Source organism: Thermotoga neapolitana DSM 4359, assembly GCF_000018945.1.
GTDB lineage: Bacteria > Thermotogota > Thermotogae > Thermotogales > Thermotogaceae > Thermotoga > Thermotoga neapolitana.
Map to the genome: position 1 here is coordinate 566,849 of NC_011978.1, position 15,850 is coordinate 582,698.

General features: G+C 48.0%; 14 protein-coding genes. 1 reads left to right on the top strand and 13 read right to left on the bottom strand.

From position 1 onward, the window contains the following. Positions 1-20 precede the first annotated feature (20 nt). Genes CTN_RS02865 through CTN_RS02875 form a run of 3 tightly spaced genes read right to left on the bottom strand, consistent with a single transcriptional unit; the run spans position 21 to position 3,931 of the window. Entirely contained in the window at positions 21-581 is a 561-nt protein-coding gene (locus CTN_RS02865) for an iodotyrosine deiodinase (protein WP_015919064.1), read from the bottom strand. After that, positions 578-1,435: an acetamidase/formamidase family protein gene (locus CTN_RS02870; RefSeq protein WP_015919065.1), complete on the bottom strand. Its 858-nt coding sequence runs from the start codon at positions 1,433-1,435 to the stop codon at positions 578-580. The genes CTN_RS02865 and CTN_RS02870 overlap by 4 nt, the downstream gene beginning before the upstream one ends. A gap of 12 nt (positions 1,436-1,447) precedes the next feature. Continuing rightward, positions 1,448-3,931, bottom strand: coding sequence for an adenosylcobalamin-dependent ribonucleoside-diphosphate reductase (locus tag CTN_RS02875; protein ID WP_038066787.1), 2,484 nt, complete (start codon positions 3,929-3,931; stop codon positions 1,448-1,450). A 170-nt stretch (positions 3,932-4,101) separates the two neighbouring features. Between CTN_RS02875 and CTN_RS02880 the strand changes: the two genes are divergently transcribed. Beyond that, complete coding sequence (locus CTN_RS02880) at positions 4,102-4,827, top strand: SPL family radical SAM protein (RefSeq protein ID WP_244857412.1); 726 nt, start codon at positions 4,102-4,104, stop codon at positions 4,825-4,827. Between the two features lie 17 nt (positions 4,828-4,844). Here CTN_RS02880 and xylB read toward each other — a convergent pair whose 3' ends face one another. The 10 genes from xylB to CTN_RS02930 form a co-directional block, all read right to left on the bottom strand. After that, complete coding sequence (xylB, locus tag CTN_RS02885) at positions 4,845-6,323, bottom strand: xylulokinase (RefSeq protein ID WP_038066794.1); 1,479 nt, start codon at positions 6,321-6,323, stop codon at positions 4,845-4,847. Then, complete coding sequence (locus tag CTN_RS02890; protein ID WP_015919070.1) at positions 6,323-7,852, bottom strand: sugar ABC transporter ATP-binding protein; 1,530 nt, start codon at positions 7,850-7,852, stop codon at positions 6,323-6,325. Before CTN_RS02890 ends, xylB begins: the two co-directional genes overlap by 1 nt. 48 nt (positions 7,853-7,900) lie before the next feature. Next, positions 7,901-8,872 (bottom strand): sugar-binding protein, encoded by a 972-nt coding sequence (locus CTN_RS02895; protein ID WP_015919071.1) that lies wholly within the window; start codon positions 8,870-8,872, stop codon positions 7,901-7,903. A 25-nt stretch (positions 8,873-8,897) separates the two neighbouring features. Beyond that, positions 8,898-9,590, bottom strand: coding sequence for a polysaccharide deacetylase family protein (locus CTN_RS02900; RefSeq protein WP_015919072.1), 693 nt, complete (start codon positions 9,588-9,590; stop codon positions 8,898-8,900). Continuing rightward, the gene (locus CTN_RS02905) at positions 9,587-10,540 is read right to left on the bottom strand and encodes an ABC transporter permease (RefSeq protein ID WP_015919074.1); all 954 of its coding nucleotides are present in this window, start codon (positions 10,538-10,540) and stop codon (positions 9,587-9,589) included. Before CTN_RS02905 ends, CTN_RS02900 begins: the two co-directional genes overlap by 4 nt. A 12-nt stretch (positions 10,541-10,552) precedes the next feature. After that, positions 10,553-11,716 (bottom strand): iron-containing alcohol dehydrogenase, encoded by a 1,164-nt coding sequence (locus tag CTN_RS02910; protein WP_015919075.1) that lies wholly within the window; start codon positions 11,714-11,716, stop codon positions 10,553-10,555. A 13-nt stretch (positions 11,717-11,729) separates the two neighbouring features. Further along, positions 11,730-12,866, bottom strand: coding sequence for an ROK family transcriptional regulator (locus CTN_RS02915; protein WP_041437524.1), 1,137 nt, complete (start codon positions 12,864-12,866; stop codon positions 11,730-11,732). A gap of 110 nt (positions 12,867-12,976) precedes the next feature. Then, on the bottom strand, positions 12,977-13,939 hold the full coding sequence (locus CTN_RS02920) for a radical SAM protein (RefSeq protein WP_038066799.1): 963 nt from the start codon (positions 13,937-13,939) through the stop codon (positions 12,977-12,979). Beyond that, a complete protein-coding gene (gene murA / locus CTN_RS02925) occupies positions 13,902-15,185 on the bottom strand; it encodes a UDP-N-acetylglucosamine 1-carboxyvinyltransferase (RefSeq protein ID WP_038066802.1) in 1,284 nt (427 codons plus the stop codon). The genes CTN_RS02920 and murA overlap by 38 nt, the downstream gene beginning before the upstream one ends. Continuing rightward, positions 15,186-15,755, bottom strand: a complete 570-nt coding sequence (locus CTN_RS02930) for a diguanylate cyclase domain-containing protein (protein WP_038066804.1) — start codon at positions 15,753-15,755, stop codon at positions 15,186-15,188. Positions 15,756-15,850: the final 95 nt, after the last annotated feature.

Genomic DNA, 15,850 nt, shown 5'->3' on the forward strand with positions numbered 1-15,850 from the left:
CCCCTTTCGGGGTGTTTCTTTTAGAACGTGTTGTATCTCACGATCACTTCGTTTCTTGGATACTTTGGTTTTGGATCGTCCGGGTACCCGACGGGAAGGATCACTTCAAGTCTCAACTCAGAGGGAGTGTTCACGAGTTTTTCCACTTCTCTGAAGTCTGGAGGAGTGTAGGGAACACTCCCCAGTCCTTTTTCTTCCAAGGCAAGAAGAAGGTATCCAACGGCAAGCCAGACTGACTCTCTCGAGTATGGTGCGCTCTTTTCCGAAAAGACAAGCAAAAGGTAAGGTGCTTCTTTCAGAAAAGGTTTTCTCCATGTAAATCTTTTTTCATCGAGCCACTCTTTCAATCTTCCCCTCACATTTTCGTAGAAAGTCTTTTCAGATCTTTCACAGACTCTTCTGATCTGTCCTTTCAGTTTTTCATCTTCCACGATGAGGAATCTCCAGGGCTGGGCGTTCATGCCAGAAGGGGCTTCGTTTGCCACTTTTAGCGAGTAAATCAGGTCTTCAAGAGGTGGCTTTTCTTTTTTGAACCTTCGAACGGTCTTTCTCTTCTTTGCAAGATCGTACAGCATTTTCAAACCTCCGAGAAGATGTACTTCGGGATACGTGCCTTCACAGTTTTGCTGGGATTCACCAGCTGGGAAATCCCGATGTCCACACAGAGGCTTGCGATCATGTAGGCGTCCTTGAACGGTATGGTCTTTCTTCTTTGAATGAACCATACTGCTTCTCCTGTTACTTCTTTCAGGGCTTCCTCGATATCTGGTAGTGAAACAACAATGTAATAGGAATCTTTTGTTTCCACCATGGGCCATTTGATTTCTTCTCTGGTGATATCTACCTCCACGACCACTTTCGCAGAGACTTCACACGCAGAAACACAGACTTCACCATCTGCCATCGCTGCGTGAACATCTCCGAGGGCAAGCAGTGCACCCTCGTGGAAAACGGGAAGATAGACTGCGGATCCTTCTGTGATCTCTCTTGTGTCCATGTTTCCTCCATGTCTGTGGGCGGTCCCTGTGGGGTATTCTCCCTCGGCTGGAGCGACACCGATCACTCCGATCATTGGATGAATGGGTATTCTGATGTGATCGAAGAGGACTGCCCACCTTTCTATCTCCAGTTCTTTCGTGTGAAATCCTTCTATCTCATCCCCAAGAACACCGAACCCTTTCCCGGTTACGATCACACCCTTCTTTGGAAGCTCGATCCTCTTGATCCGGACGACCAGTGTGTCACCGGGTTTTGCTCCGTTGACGTAGACAGGTCCTGTGGCGGGATTCACCTTTGAAAAATCGATCTTTTCGTAGTTTCCCCCAAGGGCATCGATCGTTTCGAAAACCACCTGTTCACCTGGCTGCACCTCTTCTGCCGGTGTCATATGTTCTGAAAAAGAATAAACGTGTTTCTGAGATGAAACGATCTTCACGCTTTCATCCCCTCACTCACACTTCGACCATCCACAGTTTTTACAACTCACACAGCCTTCCTGCTTTATCAGAGAATTCTTCGAAAGACACACGGGACAGTAAACGTTTCCCTCGTCGTCAACGTAGTATCCGTTTTGCCATCTCAAGTTGTTTGCCACGATGAACTTTTCTCTTTCTACCGGTTCTTCTTCAGTTTCTGACTCCTCTTTACCAGTTCTGAGCCAGAGCTTTGCGAAGTCATCGAGAGCCTTCTTTATCTCTTCGGCAAGTCCCCGGCAGTATTCTCCCTTCACCTTCGAGAGCTGTTCTATGATTTCGTCCATGGAAACACCCGCTCTGAGGGCTATGGAGGAGAGTCTTCCAATCGCTTCGGCCATTTCGGTGCCATTTGAGATGAATATCTCCACGGCTTCACCAGTGTCGTCGAAGGATATCGTTATGTAGGTGGTCCCGTCCGGTCTTTTGTACTTTCTCGTGACGCTTCTGAGAGTGTCTTTTCTTGGTCTTGGATGGAGTTTCATCTTCTCGTCAACGACGAAGAACTGTACCTTCGGTGCCTCAGGTGTTTTAAGGGCCTTCGTGAGTACCTGTGTTTGTAAGGATCCATCTCTGTAGATGGTGATGCCCCTGACGTTCGTTCTGAGTGCTTCGAGATACACGTTGAGAACGTCGTCCACCGTTGCGCTCTGTGGCATGTTGATCGTTTTGGAGATGTTGTTGTCTACGTATCTCTGGAACGCATCCTGCATGAGAAGGTGATCGATGGGATCTATGTCGAGTGCAACAACAAAGACTCTTTTTATCTTCTCTGGAACGTCGGGAATGTCCTTCAAACTTCCCTTCTCTATGAGATCTTTCTCGATTCTCCTGAGGATCTCCGGATCCAGTTTTTCCCTGAGCACCTGATTCACGTAGAGAAGGGGTTCTTTTGTTCCATCTTCCTTCGTCATGTATCTGGTGTAGGCAAGAAGGAAGTTCGGTTCAAGTCCAGAGGAGGTGTCGGCTATGTTCGAAATCGATCCAGTCGGAGCGATGGTCAAGAGTGCCACGTTTCTTCTGTACTCTCTGGTCATCTTCATGACCTCTCTTATCTCATCGTCGTAGTTACTGGTTCCCATGGCGAAGGGCACGAACCCTTCCTCTGTTCTGTATCTGGAGATTTCAAGCAGCGGGAAATTCCCTTTCTCTTTCCCGAGTTCATAAGAGGCCCTGTGGGCGTGAAGTGCTATGAAGGCCATGAGATTGGAAGCAAAGTCACGTGCTTCCTGTGAATCATATGGGAGTTCCAGTTTGTAGAGAAGATCCGCAAACCCCATTATTCCAAGACCGAGTCTTCTGCTTTCCTTGACTGCCTTTGTGATCTTGTCTATCGGGAATACGTTCACGTCGATGACGTCATCGAGAAAACGAACAGCTATCTGAACGAGTTCCTGAAGGGCTTCAAGATCGACAAAACCGTTGTTGTAGAACTTTGCAACGTCGATCGAACCCAGGTTGCACGCTTCATAATCGGAGAGTCCAATCTCTCCACAGGGGTTGGTGGAGTTGATCTTCCGGTGTGGGTAGAGGGGATAGTACCTGTTCATCTCGCCGAGGAAGGCAAGTCCGGGATCACCACTCTTCCAGGCGTTGCTGGCGATCTTTCTGAAAAGTTCTCTTATCTTCACTCTCTTTCTGATGGTGCTTCTTGGATGGGAGAGTTCCAGTTCACCATCTTCTTCGTAAAGTTTAAGTATTTCCTTTTTGTCCATCGGGATACCAACAGAGAGGTTGAAGAAGTTCAGTACCGCCTCGCCCGTGTTCTCTCTCTTTGCGTCTATGAATTCTTCTATATCAGGGTGGTCTATGTTCAGAATACCCATCAGAGCCCCACGTCTTCTGTATCCCTGTTTCACTACGGAGATGGCAGAGTTGAAAACGTGCATGAACGAGACAGGACCCGATGCCTTTCCGTGTGTGCCCGCAACGAAGCTTCCTTTTGGTCTCAGTTCGGAGAAATTACTTCCCACACCGCCTCCCACTTTTGTAATGAGTGCGTACTCTTTCACCGCTTCGAAAATTTCTTCTATGCTGTCACCCACGGGTACAACAAAACAGGCAGAGAGCATGTGAAGATGATTTCGAGTTCTGTAAATCTCCTCGTAATCTTCCAGGGTCATCTGGTCGATGGGTTTCCAGAGAAGCTCGTACCTCACACCGAGTCCCGCGTTGAAGAGTGTGGGACTGTTGGGAAGGAACAGCCTTGCCTTCAGAATTTTGAAGAAGGTATCCTCCCATTCCTTTATTCTGTCGAGTTTTTCACCTTTTTTGTAAGACGGATTCAAAAGTTCGGCGGTTGCCACCACCCTTGCCACTCTTCTTGCCACGTCTTCCCACCTGGTTTCCAGGTATTTTCCATCCAGATCTCTCATGAAGTATCGATCTTTGAGAATCGTCTGCGCATTCCTGGAAGGTTCAACATCGATCCACTTTTCGATCAGAGTGGACAGTTTCATGATACCCCTCCTAGTTTTTAACAACATATTGTGTGTTCTTTCACAGAAATTCAACATGTGGTGGGATTTCCCGAGAAATTATACTCCATTCTTCTGTGAAAACACTGAAACAATCCTGGGAAATTTCTAAAGATTTTCCGTGGTATCCTTGAGAGGGTGAGAAGTTGAGAGTGAGAGAAATACAGGTAAAAAGCGCTTTGACTTTTTCTGAGGTCAAAAAACGGTACACTCTCAGCCCCTACGTGGGCTGTACCAACTCTTGCGTGTACTGCTACGCCAGAGACTACGCACGACGCTACAAAGAGATGAAGTGGGAATCGGAGATCATCGTGAAGAAGAACATAGACGAGGCCCTGAGAGGTGATATCATCAGAAAGAAACCAGTATACGTCTTCATGAGCACCATGTGTGATCCCTATCAGCCCATCGAGGAAAAGTACAGGCTCATCCGGAAGTGTCTTGAAGTTTTTCTGGAGTTTCCGCTTCTGGAGATCGAGCTGATGGTTCTCACAAAATCCACCCTCGTTCTGAGGGATTTGGATCTGTTCAAAGGGATGAAAAAGATCACCGTTGGACTCACCGTCACAACCGATGACGATGAAATTCGCAGGGTCTTTGAACCCAACGCGGCTTCCATAGAAGAGAGGATCGAAGTTTTGAAAACCCTGAAGGAAAACGGCGTGCGAACCTGTGCTTTCATCAGTCCTATGCTTCCAATGGATCCGGAGAGACTGTCGAAGATGTTGAAACCACACGTGGACTGTGTGTTCATCGATGATATGCACTACAGGTGGCGTGTGAAGGAGTTCTACAAAAAACTGGGCCTCTCCTGGGCCCTTGAGGATGAGTATTTCGAGAAAACCAGAAAGAGATTGCTCGAACTTTTTCAAAAATGAAAGGGGCGACCTGCCCCTTAAGTTCTGAACATCTCTTTGAGTGAGGTGTAGAGTTTTTTGAACTTCTCGTGCAGTTTTTCATAAACTTCTGTGTTCTCAAAGACAGGGTCCGTGTAACTCTTCACACCGAACCACTCTTTTGAGATCTTCGCAGGATCTTCTTTCGTTGCACCGGAGACGGCTAAAATGGCGGCCCCGTAAGAAGCACCTTCATCCACGACGGGCTTTTGTATTCTAAGCCCGGTCATGTCTGCTAGCATTCTGTTCCACACCTTGCTCTTCGATCCGCCACCGGTGATCCTCACGTTGTTGAGTTCCACTCCGAGTTCTTTCAGTATATCGAAAGAATCCTTGATACCGAAGGCAACCCCCTCGAAAATCGCCCTCACCATGTCCCATTTGGTGTTGTAGGAGGAGATCCCGAAGAAGACTCCCCTAGCGAAAGGATCGCGGTGTGGTGTTCTTTCACCGTTCAGATAAGGAAGGAAGACGATTCCGTTTGAACCGATCGGTACTTTTTCCACCTCATCGTTGATCCTATCGTAGTCTTCGCTCAAGAACTTCTCTTTGAACCACTCCAGCGAATACGTGGCAGAGAGCATCACACCCATGTGGTACCTCGTATTTGGAACAGTGTGGGCAAAGAAATGAACCCTGCCTTTTGGATCTGGTTCTTTTCCTTTCGTGGGAGCCAGAACGGTACCGGAGGTACCCAAACTCACCATAACGTCTCCAGGTTCCACAACGGCTATTCCAAGGGCGGCACAGGCGTTGTCTGCTCCTCCTCCTATCACGAGGGTGTCTTCGGAAAGACCAAGAAACTTTGCCACATCAGGTTTTACTCTTCCAACTACACCGTTCGATGGAATTATCTCCGGGAGTATGTGTTCTGGTATTTTGAGTTCTTTCAGAACGTCTTCGTTCCATTCCATCTTGGAGACACTGTACATCACCGTTCCAGAAGCATCGGAGTGTTCTGTTTTCACAGCACCCGTGAGCATGTAATTTATGAAGTCTTTGGGAAGCATAATCTTTGCGATCTTTTCGTAGATCTCTGGTTCGTGTTTTCGAATCCACAGTATCTTGGGAAGTGTGAAACCTGGAAGGATGGGATTTCCGACCAGCTTGAGGACGTTCTCTTCTCCCCCAAGGATCTGTGTGGCCTCTTCACATTCTTCGTATGTTCTCTGATCGCACCAGAGAATGGCGTTTCTCAGGACCTTCCCTGTGTTGTCTATTGCCACAAGGCTGTGCATCTGTCCACTGGTGGAGATCGCTCTTATTTTCCCTCCGATTTCCTCTGATCTTCCGGAAAGTTCCTTCAGTATCTTCCTGACGGCCTCCCACCAGGAGAGAGGGTCCTGCTCAGCCCAGGCAGGCTGAGGAGTGATCATTGAGAGTCTTTCGCTCGACGCAAACAATATCTCTCCCTTTTCGTTCACGAGGATTCCCTTCACACCGGTCGTTCCCACATCGAGTCCCACGTACAGATCCATCACGCAACCCTCCCGTTCTGTCTTCTCTGACCGGATGCATAGTACATGATTTCTTCCTGTGTGACTTTTTTCTCTCTGTTGTCCAGAACGGCCGTGATTTCACCCTCCCACATGACAACTATTCTGTCGCTGAGATTCAATATCTCCGGAAGCTCTGAGGAGATCATGATCACGGCCTTTCCCTGTGCGGCCAGTTCTCTGATCATCCTGTGTATCTCCGCCTTCGCACCGACGTCTATACCACGGGTGGGTTCATCGAAAATCAAAATGTCGGCGTTCGTTGCAAGCCATTTTGCCAGAACCACCTTCTGTTGGTTCCCGCCAGAGAGATTTTCGGTGATCTGGTATATGGATGGTGTTTTTATGGAAAGCCTCTCCACGTACTCTTCGGCCACTTTATCTTCTCTCTTTTCATCGAGCACAAGACCCCATTTGCTGATGTCCTTCAGCGATGGAAGAACGATGTTGTCCTTAACCGTCATTCTCAGAACGAGTCCCTGGAGTTTTCTATCCTCCGGTATGAGTCCTATCCCCAGTTTTATGGCATCCTCTGGATTTTCTATCTCAACCTCTTTTCCGTTCACGTATATCTTTCCGGATTCTTTCCTGTTCACACCGAATATCAGAAGCATCGTTTCTGTTCGTCCGGCTCCTACAAGACCCGCAAATCCTAGAACTTCACCTTTTCTCACTTCGAAGGAGACGTTTTTTACCTTATCTTTCCATTTCAGGTTTTCGACCTTGAGGGCAACTTCCCCGGGTTCTGTTTCTATTCCATGAGGAAAGAACTCCACTTCCCTTCCCACCATGAGTTTTATAATCGTGTCCACATCGAATTCGCCTCTTTTCAACTCACCCACTCTCTTTCCATCTCTCATCACAACGATCCTGTCGCTGATTCTTATGACCTCGTCTAATCTGTGTGAGACGAAGACCACAGAGATACCCCTTTTCTTCAGCATCTCTATGATCTCGAAGAGTCTTTCGGCTTCCTCCACAGTGAGAGATGAGGTGGGCTCGTCCATGAAGATGATCCGGGGTTCCTTCACCAGTGCCTTACATATCTCCACCATCTGCCTCTGTGCGGTGGTCAGTTCTTTTACCAGGACATCTGGAGGAAACTTCGCACCTATGAGATCGAGCAGTTCTTTTGACTTCTCGTACATGAAATCCTCATCCACCCTGCTTGAAAGGTTTCTTTTTCGACCTCTCACCGCCTCGTAGGCGAGAAATATGTTCTCGGCAACCGTCATGTTGTCACACAGGTTCAATTCCTGGTGGATGACGCTGATTCCTTTTCTGAACGCATCAACTGGAGAGTGAAATTCCACCCTTTCACCGTTGATCAGTATCTCACCGGAATCGGGTTTCAGGACACCTGTGAGGATCTTTATCAAAGTTGATTTCCCTGCACCGTTTTCACCGATGAGGGAAACGATCTCGTTTTCATGAACTTCGAAATCGACGTTGTCGACCGCCAAAACTCCCGGAAATCTCTTCACCACACCCTTTGCTTTCAGGATCTCCAATTTTCATCACCTCATAAAAGGGAGGGGGAGAACTCCCCTCCCGTGTCCTCAGAATTTTATCGGGATTCCGAGTTCCTCCATCTTTTTCAGGTATTCATCGAGGTTCTCCGGCGTGACTACATCAACACCCGTGTCGATGACATAGTCCACTTTTCCATCAACAGTGACCTTGGGAAGCATCATAAGGGTGTTCTGGACACCTATCTTGTTCATCAGATAGAGCACCGTGACGGAGAGGTAACCCATCATGTACGGCCTCTGTCCCATCGTTGCCTGGATAACACCTTCCTTCACGTACTGAAGAATGTCCGGGGTTGTGTCGAAACACACTATCTTTACTTTTCCAACCTTTCCAGCGTTCTTCACCACGAGTGCCTGACTGGGTCCGTTGTAGGCGTAAACACCGAAGAAGGCATCAAGATCCGGGTGAGCGTTCAGGGCTGCCTCTGCGAGCGACACGGCCCTTGCCCCATCTTCTTCATCGTTGAGTATGTCGACTATCTCTATCTCCGAATCTGCAATGGCATCTTTGAATCCCTGGATCCTCTGGAGTGAGTTCATCGCCGTGAGAGAACCCGTTCCGATGACGACCTTTCCCTTTCCACCGAGGAGTTCTTTCATGATGAGTCCAGCGGTGTATCCTGCCTGGTAGTTATCCGTTCCAATGTAAACGTACCTTCCACTGTCCGGAGAATCCGTGTCCAGTGTTATCACCGGTATACCCATCTCGAGAGCCTTTTTGATCGTGGGAATGACTGCCGTTGGGTCGGACGGTGCGATAGCGATTCCATCAACTCCTTCGGCTATGAACGACTCGAGCATCTGAAGCTGGGCGTTGATATCTTCCTTTTGTGGGACAAAGAACTTCGTGTCCACTCCGAGAGCCTTTCCAGCAGCCTTGACCCCCTGTTCAACCTGAGACCAGTAAGGATGGACGGATTTTCCGATGACACCGATGGTGAGAGCAAGGGATAAACCTGTGATCAGCACAACCGAAAGAAACACCAGAAGCTTCCTCATAAGAACACTCCCTCTTCAGAGTGATTCACTCCACGTACACCCACATTTTCCCCCTGTACTCTGGATTTTTTGGGTTCACTCCTTTTCGTTTGAAGAGTTCTTCCAGTGTGACGAACCTGTAACCTCGTTCTTTGAGCTCTGGAATGAGTATTCTGAGAACCTCAACGATGGGATGTGGCTCTGGCTGTACGTCGTGAAGGAGGATTATTGCACCATCTTTCACACCATCTAGCACATTTTGCACGATCTTTTCTGGATTCCTATCGCAACCCACCCAGTCATAGCCGAGAACACCACTGATGAAGGGCATGTCTATCACTTCGAACATGACATCACTCACGGCCAGATTTGGCGGCCTGAAAAACCGAGGTTTTTTTCCTGTGTATTTTAGAATCAACTCGTTTGTGCGCTCGATGTACTCTCTGATCGTCTCTGGATCCTTTCTGTCCAGAGGTTCGTAGTTCCACGAGTGATTCTCCACTTCACATCCCATCGATACCATTCTCTCAAGAATTGCTTTTGTGCTTTCATTCAACCTCTGCCCCACGACAAAGAAGGTGGCCACAACATCGTATTCTTCCAGAACGTCAAGAACCTTTGTTGTGAGTATCGTATCCGGACCATCATCGAAGGTCAGGGCCACCAGTTTTTCATCTCCATCCGCGAACATCAACCCTGAGGTGATTAGAAGAAAGACGAAAAGTGCACGAACGCTCACTTACTTGCAAGCCTCCTTCTGAGGATGTCGAGTGTCACCGCCACAACGATGACGATTCCAATGACCACGTTGTGCCAGTATGTCGAAACGTTGAGAAGAACGAGAGCATTCCACAGAAGACTGATGATACTGGCACCTATTATGGCTCCAAGGACGCTTCCTTCTCCTCCTGTAAGACTCGTTCCCCCGATCACGGTGGAGGCTATGGCGTAGAGTTCGTACATGTTTCCAACACCCGGTTGTCCCTGCGAGAGACGGGCCGCCACGATGATTCCCACAAGACCAGCAAGGAAACCAGAAACCATGAAGGCGATCATTCTCACCCTGTCCACGTTGACACCAGAAAATCGCGCCGCGATTTCGTTGCCCCCTGAAGCCCTCAGATGTTTTCCATAGACCGTTTTCCTGAGGAAGAAATCTGCAACGAAAGCCACCACAAGAAGAATCCACACCGGAATTGGTATCTTCAGAACTTCACCCTGTCCGATCTTCAAAAAAGATGAGGGAAGGCCTATGATCGGCCATCCCCTCGTGATCACGGCAGCCATACCGCGAGCGATCGTCAGAGTACCGAGTGTGATGATGAAGGCAGGAACCTTGAGTTTCGTCACGAACAGACCGTGCCATGCACCAACTCCTATAGAAAAGAACAGAATGAGAATCAGAGATAGCCACACAGGAACTCCATGTGTCATGAGCCATGCGACCATGACTCCCGTGAGTGCCACCATGGAGCCGGGGGACAGATCGATGGCCCCTCCACCAGAAATGATCACAAAGGTCTCACCGATTGCCAGAAGGCCGAATATGGCTATCTGCCTTCCAAGGGCCTGAAGGTTGAACGTTGTTAAAAAGCGAGGATTCAAAACAGCAGTGAAGACAGCAAGACTGATGAGGGCAACAAGAGGTCCAAGTTCCCTGAAGGCCTTTTGTCTGAACTTCGACGCCAAGTTATTCCCTCCTCAGTAACACCTTCTGAATATCTCCTCCATGTCCTTTGCCGTCAGGTTCCCGGGTGTTACAACGACAACCCCATTCAATATCCTGTAGCCGGTTTCTGCCATCTTTGGTATGTCCTCTTCTTTCACTCCAAGTTCACTCAGTCTCTTGTTCAACCCGAACATCTCCTGGAAGTCTCTGAGTTTTTTGATGGCGAGTTTTCCGGCTTTTCTGTCGTCTGTTTCGTACACCCCGAACACTTCTCTTCCAACGATGGCGAGTCTTTCATAGGCGTGGTCGAATATGTACTCGAACAGATAAGGTCCCGTGATGCACAGTCCAAGACCGTGCGTGATCTCCGGGTAAAATCCACTGAGACCGTGTTCAAGCGCGTGGTTTGCGATGACACCGGTCAGTGTTTCTGTGATACCTGCTTCGGTGCTTGCCCAGGCAAGGTTCGTTCTGGCTTCCATGTCCTCTCCGTTTTCGTAAGCGACAGGAAGATACGTCACGATCCTCTTCATGGCATCCAGAGCGAGAACGTCCGAGTAAGGATTTGCGTTCACGTTCAAGAAGGCCTCTATGGCGTGGTAGAACGCATCCATAGAAGTGTAAGCGGTCTGATCTTTGGGAAGGGTCTTCATCACCTCAGGATCCACCAGGGAAAGAACGGGGAAGGTGTTTCTGTAGCCGATACCCACCTTTTCTTTCGTTTCGGGGTTTGTGATCACGGCGAATGGGTCGGCTTCCGTTCCCGTTCCATGGGTGGTCGGAATGGCAACAACGGGGATGGACTTTTCAGGGATCTTTCCCCCTCCCACGGGAACGTAGTCCCAGAATTTTCCTTCGTTTGGAGCGGTGATGGAGATCGCCTTTGCACTGTCTATGGGGCTTCCACCACCAAGTCCCACGATGAAATCTATCTTTTCTTTTCTCACGATCTCTGCGGCTTCATCCACATGATCCGATATCGGGTTGGGAACGATCTTGTCGAAAACGATGCTTTCAACGCCTGCTTTTTTGAGAAGATCCTGTACTCTCTGGAGAAGACCCGTTTTTTTCGTGCTGGACCTTCCAGTGACGATCAACGCTTTCTTTCCCAGTTTCTTCGCCCTCTCTTCCAGTTCATCTACTGCACCCACTCTGAAGATTATTTCTGTTGGAAGATAACATGATATTTTGAACATACGTTCACCTCCTTCATCTCACTTTTTCTATGATGTCTTCCACGGCCAGCACAGCCGCACCAACGAGGTTTGAACTGATGTTCCTGAAAGCGGTGGGTCTTATTTTCAAATTCCTCACCGCCGCTTTCAGGGCTCTCTGGCGGACAAAATCCTCTATGATACTGAAGAAACTGTCTCCAAGATCCACAACTTCTCCTCCCAGGATCACCAGTTCCGGGTTCAGGATGTTCACCAGGTTTACGATGCCGACCGCTATGTTCTCGGCGAATCTCATCAAAACTCTCTTTGCGTCGTTCTTTTGCTTGAGTGCCTGAAATTTCTCTATCGAGTTTCTTCCTTCGAGTTCTTTTCCGTACTGTTCAATTGCCCAGTTTATGGAAGAGACCAGTTCCCAGCATCCCCAGTTTGAGCAGTGACACTGTCTATCGGAGTACATGTTTACGGTCATGTGTCCCGCTTCTCCCGCCGTGAAGGAAGGACCCCTGAAGATCTTTCCATCGACCATCAAACCCGTTCCGACACCTTCTCTGATGATTATGAACACGGCTTCTTCGACGTTTCTCAGATCCTCGGAGTGGTACTTCTCAGCGAGCATGGAAAGGTTCGCTTCGTTGTCCGCAAGAACGGGAACATCAACTTCCAGAAGATCCTCTATATTCACGTTCTCCCAACCGAGATTTGGAGCAAGAAGGATCTTTTTCTCTTCCAGATCCACCATCCCAGGAACGGAGAAAGAAATCCTTGTGATACTGTGTTCGCGTGAGATACGCTCGTATATTTCTCTTGCCGTTTTGAAGAACTCTTCCGGATTCTTCGGAGTGTTGAACGTACCACGCAGTTCCACTTCTCCATCGAAAAATCCAATGCCGTAGGTGGTGATGTTCACACCTATATCGAAGACAAGGCTCAAAAAAGCCTCCTTCTTCAAATCAAGAAGCACCCTTCTTCTTCCAGGGGAATTTTTTCCCATGGTTCCAATCTCTCTTATGTAGCCTTCGTCTATGAGTTCTTTGGTCAGTCTTGTTACGCTGCTTGGGGTGAGCCCCGTGATCTCTGAGATGTCGGATCTGGAGAGGGGATGATTTTCATGTATCACCTTTAGGATCGTTTTTTTGTTGAGAATCTTTATTCTTGGGGAGTTGTATTTCAAGTTCGATACCTCCCTGCACGAAGATTTCAAATTATATTCACATTAATTATATGCAGGAATTAATTTAAAATCAAGGTCGAATATCTGTGATAGCAAACCTTTATAGCCGTTTACCGGCGATTATCAGAATTTAGCCGCAAAAATCTCAATTTTTCTGTGATTTCCTTGATACCCCTGGCGGTGACTCTCTCTTTTTCTTCGGACTGGTACCATCCTTCGGTGAATCCAAAACTTTCTGCGAGTTCCAGAATTTTTTCATACTCTTCATGATGAACCCTTCTGTTTATCTCGGGAAATTTTCTGGCATCGAAGTGAGGAAGGTACTGACTCATGATAGAGACGGGAATGCGCGTGGAAAGAGAAGAAAGGAAAGAAAAGATTTCCGAGTAATTCACAACGTTTCCGGGAAGGACGAGAATCCTGACGATGAGGCCCTTCATCTTCTCTTCGTTGAAGGGTCCTACCTGCCTGAACATTTCAATCGTTGCTTTTTGGACCACCGACCAGTAATCCGGTGTTTTTGAATACCTCAGGGATGCTTCGTCGCTTGAATACCTTATATCGGAAAGATAGATGTCCACGATGCCCTCCAGAAGTTTGAGTATCTCTGGATCTTCGTATCCGCTGGTGTTGTAGACCACGGGAAGTTCCAGTCCTCTTTCGATGGCAATCTTCAAGGCCGATACTATGAACGGCAGGTGTGGTGTGGGAGTGACAAGGTTCAACGTTTTTGCACCGTGCCTTTGAAGGACAAGAAAGATCTCCGCGAGGTCTTCCACTTCGATCTCTGTTCCGATGCCGTTCTGACTGAATCCCATGTTCTGGCAGTACACACACTTCATGTTGCACCCGCTGAAGAACACCGTACCAGCACCCGTCTTTCCAGAGATGGGAGGCTCTTCCCCAAAGTGAAGGACAGCGTTCGAGAGTTTTGGGAAAGCGTTGAGCCTGCAAAAGCCGACTTCCCTGTATCTGTTGACTCTGCATTTTCTGGGACAGAGCTGGCATTCTTTCAGGTTTTCCCAGAGGATGTTTTCAATCTTCTCGATCCTTTTCAACTTCTCCCGGAACATATTCGATCTTTGCTCCCAATTTTTTGAATTTCTCCACAACGTTTTCGTAACCCCTGAATATGTGTTCAACGTTGTTTATCTCCGTGGAACCTTCCGCGATGATACCTGCTATGAGAAGGGCGGCTGTTGCCCTCAGATCTGTTCCCTCAACAGGAGCTCCACTGAGTTTTTCCACACCTCTCACTATGGCGACGTTTCCGGATACCTCTATGTCCGCTCCCATTCTTTTCAGTTCATCAACGTGCAGAAATCTTGTTTTGAACACGTTCTCGGTGATGACTGAAACTCCCTTCGCCACAGAAAGGTACACCATCATCTGGGGCTGAAGATCGGTGGGAAAGCCCGGGTAGGGATTCGTTGTGATGTCCACCGGGTCTGGCCTTTCTTTCATCTTTATCTCTATGGAATCCTGGAAGATCTTCAAGGTAGCACCCGTTTGTTCGAGTTTTTCAAGAAAGTTCGTGAGATGCTCGGGTTTCAGGTTTTTTACCAGTCCTTCTCCTTTGCTTGCTGCGATGGCGATCAGGTATGTTCCCGCTTCTATTCTATCCGGGATGATTCTGTATCGTGTTCCTCTCATCTTCCTGACGCCGAATATTTCTACACGACTGGTACCGGCTCCCTTCACGTTTCCTCCCATCGCGTTGAGAAAATTCTGAAGATCGACGATCTCTGGTTCCATGGCGGCGTTCTCGATGACAACGTGCGATCCATTCAGAAGGGATGCGGTTGTCATGAGGTGTTCCGTTGCTCCAACGCTTGGAAACGGAAGTGTGATCGTAACGTCCTTTACCTTTTTCTCGAGAACGGCTTCGACAAAACCGTGCTCCACTTTTATGGAAAAACCAAGTTTTCTAAGACCTTCCAGATGAAAGTCAACGGGCCTCACACCGATGGAACATCCACCGGGCAAAGCAACCCTTGCTCCTCCTGTTCTCGCGGCTATCGGTCCGAGTACGTTGAAAGACGCTCGCATCTTTCTGACCAGTTCATATGGTACCTCCTGAGATATATCTTTAACCCTTTTTATGATGAGATTGTTGCCATTGAACATGACTTCGAAACCTATTGAGGTCAGAATGTCCTTCATGACAAAAACGTCCTGGAGTTTTGGAACGTTTTCAAGAACAATTTCTTCATCGCACAAAATGGATGCCGCCATTATGGGCAAAGCAGCATTCTTGGATCCAGATATCTCCACTTCGCCTCTGAGGACAGTTTCTCCTCGAACCAGAAATTTCCCCAATTACGACACCGCCTTCTCAAGTTCAGAAAGTACTTTTTCCAGATCCATGAAGTCTTCTGGGTAACTCTTAAAAGCGATCTTATGTTCTGCCGGTATACCTTTGATGGAGTTTTCGATTCTTTCTGCTATCTTCGGTGCCACACTCTTTGACACATCGACAACGAAGAGTGCGAAGATATCCTCCGAGTACCTTCCAACGCTGTCGAGCGGCACTCTCACACATTCTTTCAGGACTTTCCCCACTTTCATGAGAGTACTTTCCTTATCTGTGTCAGAAGGTTGCACTTTCACGAAGAAGATCGTGTACGGTGTGTTCTCTTCGAATGATCTCTGGTGCTGGTAGGAAAGGAGTCTCAGGAAGTGATCTTTTGAATAGACCCTTGTCAGAGGATCGATCATCTTCTTGGTTCCAAGTTTCTCGAAGAAGTCATCGAAAACCTGAAACTGTTTCTTCAACACCTCGTTGTACTCCTCGATGAGCGATTCCAGTTCTTTTTCTCTCTCCTGACATTGCCTGAGTTTTTTTTCGAGTTCTTCGATCTTCTTCAAAAGTTCTGCAGTATCACTCACGCTGAACACCCCCAACTGGCTTCTTCAGAGATATTATATACTGTAGATGTTCTTAGCGATATTCTACCATGGAGAGCCGACAAAGAGGTGGGACG